Source organism: Streptomyces sp. NPDC006265, from assembly GCF_040613555.1.
In the GTDB taxonomy this organism is placed as follows: Bacteria; Actinomycetota; Actinomycetes; order Streptomycetales; family Streptomycetaceae; genus Streptomyces.
Window position 1 is genome coordinate 22,177 of record NZ_JBEXSH010000015.1, and the last position, 6,898, is coordinate 29,074.

At 68.1% G+C, this 6,898-nt stretch carries 4 protein-coding genes and 1 tRNA gene; 1 reads left to right on the top strand and 4 read right to left on the bottom strand.

Going from position 1 to position 6,898, the window contains the following annotated elements; genetic code table 11:
* Positions 1 to 59: 59 nt before the first annotated feature.
* The 4 genes from ABZ281_RS03085 to ABZ281_RS03100 form a co-directional block, all read right to left on the bottom strand.
* Entirely contained in the window at positions 60 to 2,000 is a 1,941-nt protein-coding gene (locus ABZ281_RS03085) for a kelch motif-containing protein (RefSeq protein ID WP_356651528.1), read from the bottom strand.
* A complete protein-coding gene (locus tag ABZ281_RS03090) occupies positions 1,997 to 3,997 on the bottom strand; it encodes a glycosyltransferase family 2 protein (RefSeq protein WP_356651530.1) in 2,001 nt (666 codons plus the stop codon). The genes ABZ281_RS03085 and ABZ281_RS03090 overlap by 4 nt, the downstream gene beginning before the upstream one ends.
* Positions 3,998 to 4,321: 324 nt before the next feature.
* Positions 4,322 to 5,035, bottom strand: coding sequence for a FadR/GntR family transcriptional regulator (locus tag ABZ281_RS03095; protein ID WP_356651532.1), 714 nt, complete (start codon positions 5,033 to 5,035; stop codon positions 4,322 to 4,324).
* A 138-nt stretch (positions 5,036 to 5,173) separates the two neighbouring features.
* Positions 5,174 to 5,247: transfer RNA gene (locus ABZ281_RS03100), tRNA-Lys, on the bottom strand.
* A 199-nt stretch (positions 5,248 to 5,446) separates the two neighbouring features.
* Between ABZ281_RS03100 and ABZ281_RS03105 the strand changes: the two genes are divergently transcribed.
* Positions 5,447 to 6,760: a peptidoglycan-binding protein gene (locus ABZ281_RS03105; RefSeq protein ID WP_356651534.1), complete on the top strand. Its 1,314-nt coding sequence runs from the start codon at positions 5,447 to 5,449 to the stop codon at positions 6,758 to 6,760.
* The last annotated feature ends 138 nt before the right edge of the window (positions 6,761 to 6,898 follow it).

Consider the following 6,898-nt stretch of genomic DNA (forward strand, 5'->3'; position numbering starts at 1 on the left):
GGAGCGGAGCATACGAAAGGGGCGCTCTCCTCACGGAGAGCGCCCCTTGTCGTCCGCTTCTACGGCACCTTGACCCACTGCGCCTTGCTCGGGGTCCCGTCGGCGTCCGTCACGAACATCATGTACCAGCCCGCCTGGACCAGATTCCGGTTCTCCGGCACGGTCACCGTCAGCTTGTCACCGGACGCCTTGAAGTCCAGGGCGATCGACCGCTGGTCGATGTCCGTGACGTGCGTGGAGGCGCTCGGGCGCATCAGCCGGACCTTCTTGACCCTCGCCGCGTCCGACGAGGTGAAGGTCCCCGTCCCGCCGCGCTCGATGGTCTGCGGCCCGCCCGACAGCGAGGGCCGGTCCCCGTCGCCGTAGAGATAGGGCGGCGTGTAGATCTCGATGCGCTGTTCGAACTCGCCCGGCTTGGTGTTGGCCTTGTCGGCGTAGAGCGAGTCGGAGCCGAAGAACATCACGCGGCCGTCGGGCAGCAGGATCGACCCGGAGTGGTAGTTGCGGCCCACGAGCGGGTCGGCGACGCGCTTGAGCTCGTTCTTCTCCGTGTCGTAGAGCCGCGCCTGGAGGATGTTGGAGTCGCTGCGGCCCCGGTAGTCCTCCGAGCCGCCCGAGATCAGCACGCTGTCGTCGGGCAGGACGGAGGACTGCGGATAGCGGGTGCCCTTCTCCAGGGACGGGCCGTCCACGAAGCGCGGGTCCGCCTTCTTCAGATCGACGATCCGGGTCTTCTCGCTGGACTCCTCGGACTCGCCGACGCCGCCGCCCCCGACCACCATGTACTTCTCGTCCTGCGCCGGAGGCAGCAGCACCGTGCCGGACGTCTCCATCAGCGTGGGGTCGCTCAGGCCCGGGATCTTCGAGAACTTGTTGGTGTCGACGTCCCACACGCCCGGCTCACGGCCCACGTTGTCCGGCCCGTAGCCCGCGTTGGACCCCGAGTAGAAGATCTTGCCGTTCTGCATGAGGAACAGCGCCGGGTAGGTCGGGAACTGCCGGACCTTGCCGGTGTAGGTCCACTTCTTGGTCTTCGGGTCGAAGACCTCGTTCTTGCCCGGGACCAGCTGGCCGATGTCGTCGAGGCCGGAGACGCTGAGGACCTTCCCGTCGCTCAGGGTGGTGAGCGTCGGGTACCAGCGGGCCTCCTTCATCGGGTCGACCTTGATGTACCTCTCGGCTACGGGATCGAACTCGAAGGCGTCCCGGATGCCCTGGAAGTCCTTCTTGTCGAGGGCGAGCTTCTGCGCGATGCCGTAGGTGTTCTTGGCGTCGGAACCCTTCAGGCCGTGCACGCGGTAGTTGTCCTGCGTGCCCGTCTCGTGCTTCTTGCCCTGCTTCTGCGCCTCGACGTAGATCCGGCCGAGACCGGGGTCGTTGCGCAGGAACTTGCCGGTCGCCTTGTCGAAGACCTTCTTGGCGCGCGGCACGAGCACCGGGTCCTTGGAGACGAAGGTCTTGCCGTTCTTCTTGCCGGTGAACGTGGTGCCCGCGGGCAGGGTGATCGGCGCGTCCGGGTTCTCGTTGTGGACGATCATCAGGCCGCCGGCCTTCTTGACGTCACCCTGGAGCTTCTCGTAGCGCTTGGTGCCGCCCGCGATCAGCAGATTGCCGTTGGCGAGCTGGGTGTGGCCGGTGCAGAACAGGTCGGCCGGTGTGGGGACCTTCTTGATGGTGCCCTTGAGCGGGTCCCAGATCCGGGTGTCGAACTTCTTCGCGTCGAAGTTGTCCTGGTTGTTGCCCGACCCCGCGACGAGCAGCACCTTGCCGGTGCGCAGCAGCGCCGCGTGGATGGTGTTCTGCCGGTACTCCTCGGGGAAGTCGACGATCTCCCACTTGCCGTTCGCGGCCTTGTACTCCGGCTTGTTGATCTTGTACTGGTGGTATTTCTCGGTGCTGAAGCGGTAGAGCCACGGCCCGTTCATCCCGGCCAGCGCGAGTACCACCGCCGTACCGATCGCGAGTCGACGGGCCCGGCGACGGCCTGCACGGTCGTTCATTCCTTACGTCCCCCAAGTCCACCAAGGGCGATCTGCATGGTCTGGTCGGATCCTCCGACCTCCCCGTGTGCGCCCGGGGTCGCGGCCCACGTGGGCTTCTGCTGCGGGGTGTGCCCCGACGGCTGCTGCGGGATGGGCAGCGGCTGGGTCCGGGGTGCTCCCGCAGGGTCCTGCGGCTGGTCCGCGGCATGGGCTGCGGGCTTCTTCGCGTCCTGCCGCAGCTGCCAGCGCCAGGCGAACACCGGCGAGGCGGTGATCAGCAGCGCGAACGTCGCCCAGATGATCATCGCGGGGTGGGAGTGGCCGAAGACGAAGCCGGCGGTGATCGAGGCGCCGAAGATCGCGATGAAGTACCAGTGGTAGCGGAACGTGCCGAACCAGCGGTCCGGGCTCGCCGAGTCGCCCTTGGGCGTGACCACGAACTTGCTCTTGCGCCGCAGCATGGAGTCGATCAGCGCCTTCGCGTACAGCGGCGCCGACAGCGCGGACATCACCATGCCGGCCACACCGCCGGAGCCCTCCGGCTCGTGCGGCGAGACGTTGTGCCGGCGGTTCCAGACGTACAGGCCGATCTGCAGGGCGGAGGCGTTGCCGTAGAGCATCAGCCAGACCGCCGGATCGATGTTCACACCCGAGGCGCCCAGGCCCAGGAACAGGCAGCAGCTCAGCGCCGCCAGGATCCAGTTGAGGGCCGACATCGGGTAGAAGATGATCATCATCGTGTAGTTGAAGAGCTTGCTCGGCGGCAGCGAGTACCAGCCCTTCCAGTACTGCCCGATGATCGTTTCGTACGTCCCTCGAGACCAGCGCATCTGCTGGGTGAAGAAGTCCGTCCAGGCACTGGGGCCCTCACCGACCGCGAGCACGTCCGGCGTGTACACCGAGCGCCACTTCTTCCCCGTCGCCGGGTTCTTGTGGCGGTGCATCTCGAAGCCGGTCGCCATGTCCTCGGTGATCGAGTCGTACAGACCGCCGATCTGCTTCAGCGCCTTGATGCGCACGGCGTTGGAGGTGCCGACGAACATCGGGGAGCCGTAGCGGTTGCCGGCGCGCTGGATCAGCGCGTGGAAGAGGAACTGCTGCGACTCGGCGGCCTTGGTGATGGGGTTGTCGTAGTTGCCGTAGACCTGCGGGCCGATGACGAAGCCGACGTCCGGGTCGCGGAAGAAGCCGAGCATCCGCTCCAGGTAGTTGGGCAGCGGCACGTGGTCGGTGTCGACCGAGGCGAAGAAGTCGTAGTCGTCGCCGTGCGCCTCGAGCCAGGCGTTGTAGTTGCCGTGCTTGGTCTTGGCGCGGTGCGGGCCCTTGGCCTGGTTCCACTTCGCGACGCCCTTGCGGGAGAAGTGGTGCACGCCGAGACGCTCGCAGACCGCCTTCACGTCGGGGTCGTCGCCCTCGTCGAGCAGCCACACGTGCATCAGGCCCCGGTGACGGATCCTGACGGCCGCCTCCAGGGTCTTCGTCACCATCTCCAGCGGCTCCTTGCCGGGCACGAAGGAGGTGAGGAACGCCACTCTGGTGCCGGTCTCGGGCACCACCGGGATCGGGTCGCGGGCCACCAGCGTGGCGTGTGCGTTGGACAGCACGTTCATGCAGCGGAAGAACTCGATCAGGCCGATCGAGACGAGCATGACCATGTCGAGCGCGGGCAGCCAGTCGAAGGCCGGGTAGTCGCGCTCGGTCCAGTGCTCGGGCTGGAGCAGCCAGAACAGCAGCACCAGGGACAGCACCGGGGCGGCGGCCAGCATCAGGGCGACGCGGATGCGGTGCGGTTCCTGCGAGATGAGCGAGCGGTACTGCACCTTGTACGGCTTGTTCGGATCCGGCTGAGTGAGGGGACCCGCGAGCCGGCTGTAGTGCTCGTAGTCGTATCTCGGCAGCGTTTTCTTGATCCGCCGGAATGTCCCCGTGGTGCTCATCCGGTGGGCCGGCACCCTGAGCTGGGTGGTTTGGGACGGGTCGTGGTCCTGCCGGGCACCCGTGGGCCTCGACGTCATGAGTTATCCCCCCACACGCGGACAGCCGCGTGTTTCGTAGCTTCTTACCGTCTGCCCCAGGTCCCCCTCGACCTTCACAGACGTATCAGTGGTGGATCGCAGTCACCACGTCATCCACACCCTATAGACACGGCAACGCGACCTTCCGGTTGCATGATGCCCCCCTTGGCATCGGTTCATGAACGGGGCCCCTATCCCCGCCCACGCCGCAACCGGTTCCGAATCCCCCCAACTGCCGCGAACACGCAGCACCTTGTAAAACCAGAAACCAGGGTTCTACGGCGTTCATCATGATCGCAAGATGCGAAACACGGTGGTTACCGGTCAAACGCGTTCATTGTGGCGGGTGTGGGGGCCCTGTGGAGCCGTTGTGGACAGGCGGGCGCGGATGTTGCCGAAGTGCTCCCTTATGGCCTCCTCCGCCCGCATCGAGTCCCCGGAGCGCACCGCGTCGAGGATCTCCCGGTGCTGCCGACAGGTCACCTTCGGGTCCTGCGGCTCGCCCCCGAGGTCCGTGCGGACCCGGTGGAAGGCGTCCCAGAACGCCTCCAGGACCTCGCACAGCAGCACGTTGTCCAGCCCTCGGTAGAGGGTGGCGTGGAAGGTCCGGTCGGTCTCGGCGAGGCCGGTTCCCTGCGCGGCCTGCTCTTCCATACGGCCGACGAGTGCGTCCAGTTCAACGAGGTCCGCTTCCGCCATCCGGCCGGCGAGCCGGGACACGAGCCCCGTCTCCACCGCCTCCCTCAGCTCCAGCAGCTGGAGCAGGGAGTCCTCGCCCCGGTAGTGCCCGGCGACCGTGCGGAAGGCGAGGCCCTCGATCATCGGGGCCAGGGACATCGGGCCGACGTAGGTGCCGAAACCGTGCCGGATCTCCACGATGCCCATCGCCTGGAGCGCCTTCAACGCCTCCCGCACCGAGTTCCGGCTCGCGCCGAGGTACTCCATCAGCTCGGGCTCGGTCGGCAGCGGGGCCCCGGAGGCCAGCCGGCGGTCGATGATGAGCTTCTTGATCCGCTCCTGTAGGTCACGCGCTGCCATGGCGAGAGGGTATCCGGCCAATCGCGCGGTGGGCCGGGTTCCGGCCAGAGAGGGGTTCAGCCGGGCAAAGGAGAGGGGAGCCGGATTTCCGCGGGTACGCAAGAAGGCCCCTCGCTCCGCGAGAGGCCTTCCGGTCGGTGCGCCGCCAGGGACTCGAACCCCGGACCCGCTGATTAAGAGTCAGCTGCTCTAACCAACTGAGCTAGCGGCGCCGACTGACGTCGTAACTCTACAGGACGTCCGGAGGTGCTCCGGACCACGAGCCCGGGCCCGGGAGGGGCCCCATAGGGCGGCGGTGTACATCATTCGGACCGTCAGCATGCGCGTGCGGAAGACAGTTGCGAAACTGACGACGCGCGCCCTCCGGTGCACGGGCGCCGCAATTTCCGCCGGAAGTGTGAGGGGAATCGCATGGAGTCTCCGGTATTCGAGGAAATCGACCCCGCGAGCGACTGCGACTGCCCCGGCTGCGTCCACTGGCGCCGCGCCCTGCCGCATTCCTGGGTGGGCCGCGCAGGTGCCCACCCGGCCGCGCACCGGGCGCTCGGCCTGGCCGCCATGGCCTCGGCCGCACTCGGCGCGGGCCAAGCCGTCCCGGCCGCCACCGCCCCGCACGCACCCCACCGCCCGGGCATCCCCGCAGCTGACGAGCCCGACACCCCCCAGGGCGTGACGGCCCCGCTGCACGGCCCCGGAGTCCGTCCGGCGACGCCCGCCGTCGCCCCCAAGCCCACCGCCATCACCCGCACGGAGATCATCAACCGGGCCAAGACCTGGGTCGCCGCGAAGGTGCCGTACAGCATGAGTGCCTATTGGTCCGACGGTTACCGGCAGGACTGCTCCGGCTATGTCTCGATGGCCTGGAAGCTGCCCGGAAACGAATGGACGGGCAGCCTCGCGCAGTACGGGGAGAAGATTTCCAAGGAGGAACTCCAGCTGGGCGACATTCTGCTGTTCCACAATGCGGCCGACCCCGAGCAAGGCTCGCACGTCACCATTTTCGGCGGCTGGACGGACGCCTCGCACACCTCCTACACCGCCTACGAACAGACCCGCCCGCACACCAGCCGGCAGTCGACCCCGTACGCCTACTGGCACAACTCCGACCGGTACGTGCCCTACCGCTACAAGGGCGTCACCCCGGAGAAACCGGTCTCCGGGAAGGCCGGCGGTCAGCCGGGCGCCCCGGCCGCCACGCCGTACCCGGGAGCGGCGTATTTCGGCCCCGGCGCGAACAACAAGTACGTCACGCAGCTCGGCCGGATGCTCGTCGCGCGCGGGGCCGGCGGCTCGTACGCGTCGGGCCCGGGTCCGCGCTGGACCGACGCCGACCGGCTGGCGACCCGGGCGTTCCAGAGGGCGCAGGGCTGGACGGGCGCGGAGGCCGACGGACTGCCCGGCCCGCACACCTGGGAGCTGCTGGTCACCGGTAAGGGAAAGGACGTGAAGAACGGGGCGGTCGGCCCGCCGCCCGCCTCCCACGGAGTCCCCGGCTACCCGGGGCGGGCGACGTTCCGCCCCGGCGCGAACAACACCTACGTCACCCAGCTGGGCAAGCAGCTCGTACGAAAGGGGTTCGGCAGGTTCTACCGGGTAGGGCCGGGGCCGGTCTGGAGCGAGGCGGACCGGCGCGCCGTCGAGGCCTTCCAGCGCACCCAGGGCTGGCGGGGCGGCGCGGCGGACGGCTATCCGGGCCCGGAGACCTGGCGGCGCCTCTTCTCGTAGCCCCCTCGGTCCGCCCTCGGCCCCTCCGGGCGGTCCCTCACCGACCACTGTTGTGACGCATCTGGCGCGGAGGCTGGAGGCACGCATGAGTACGACCACTTCTCACCCGTCCGAGCCCGACGGACCGGCCGACGGACC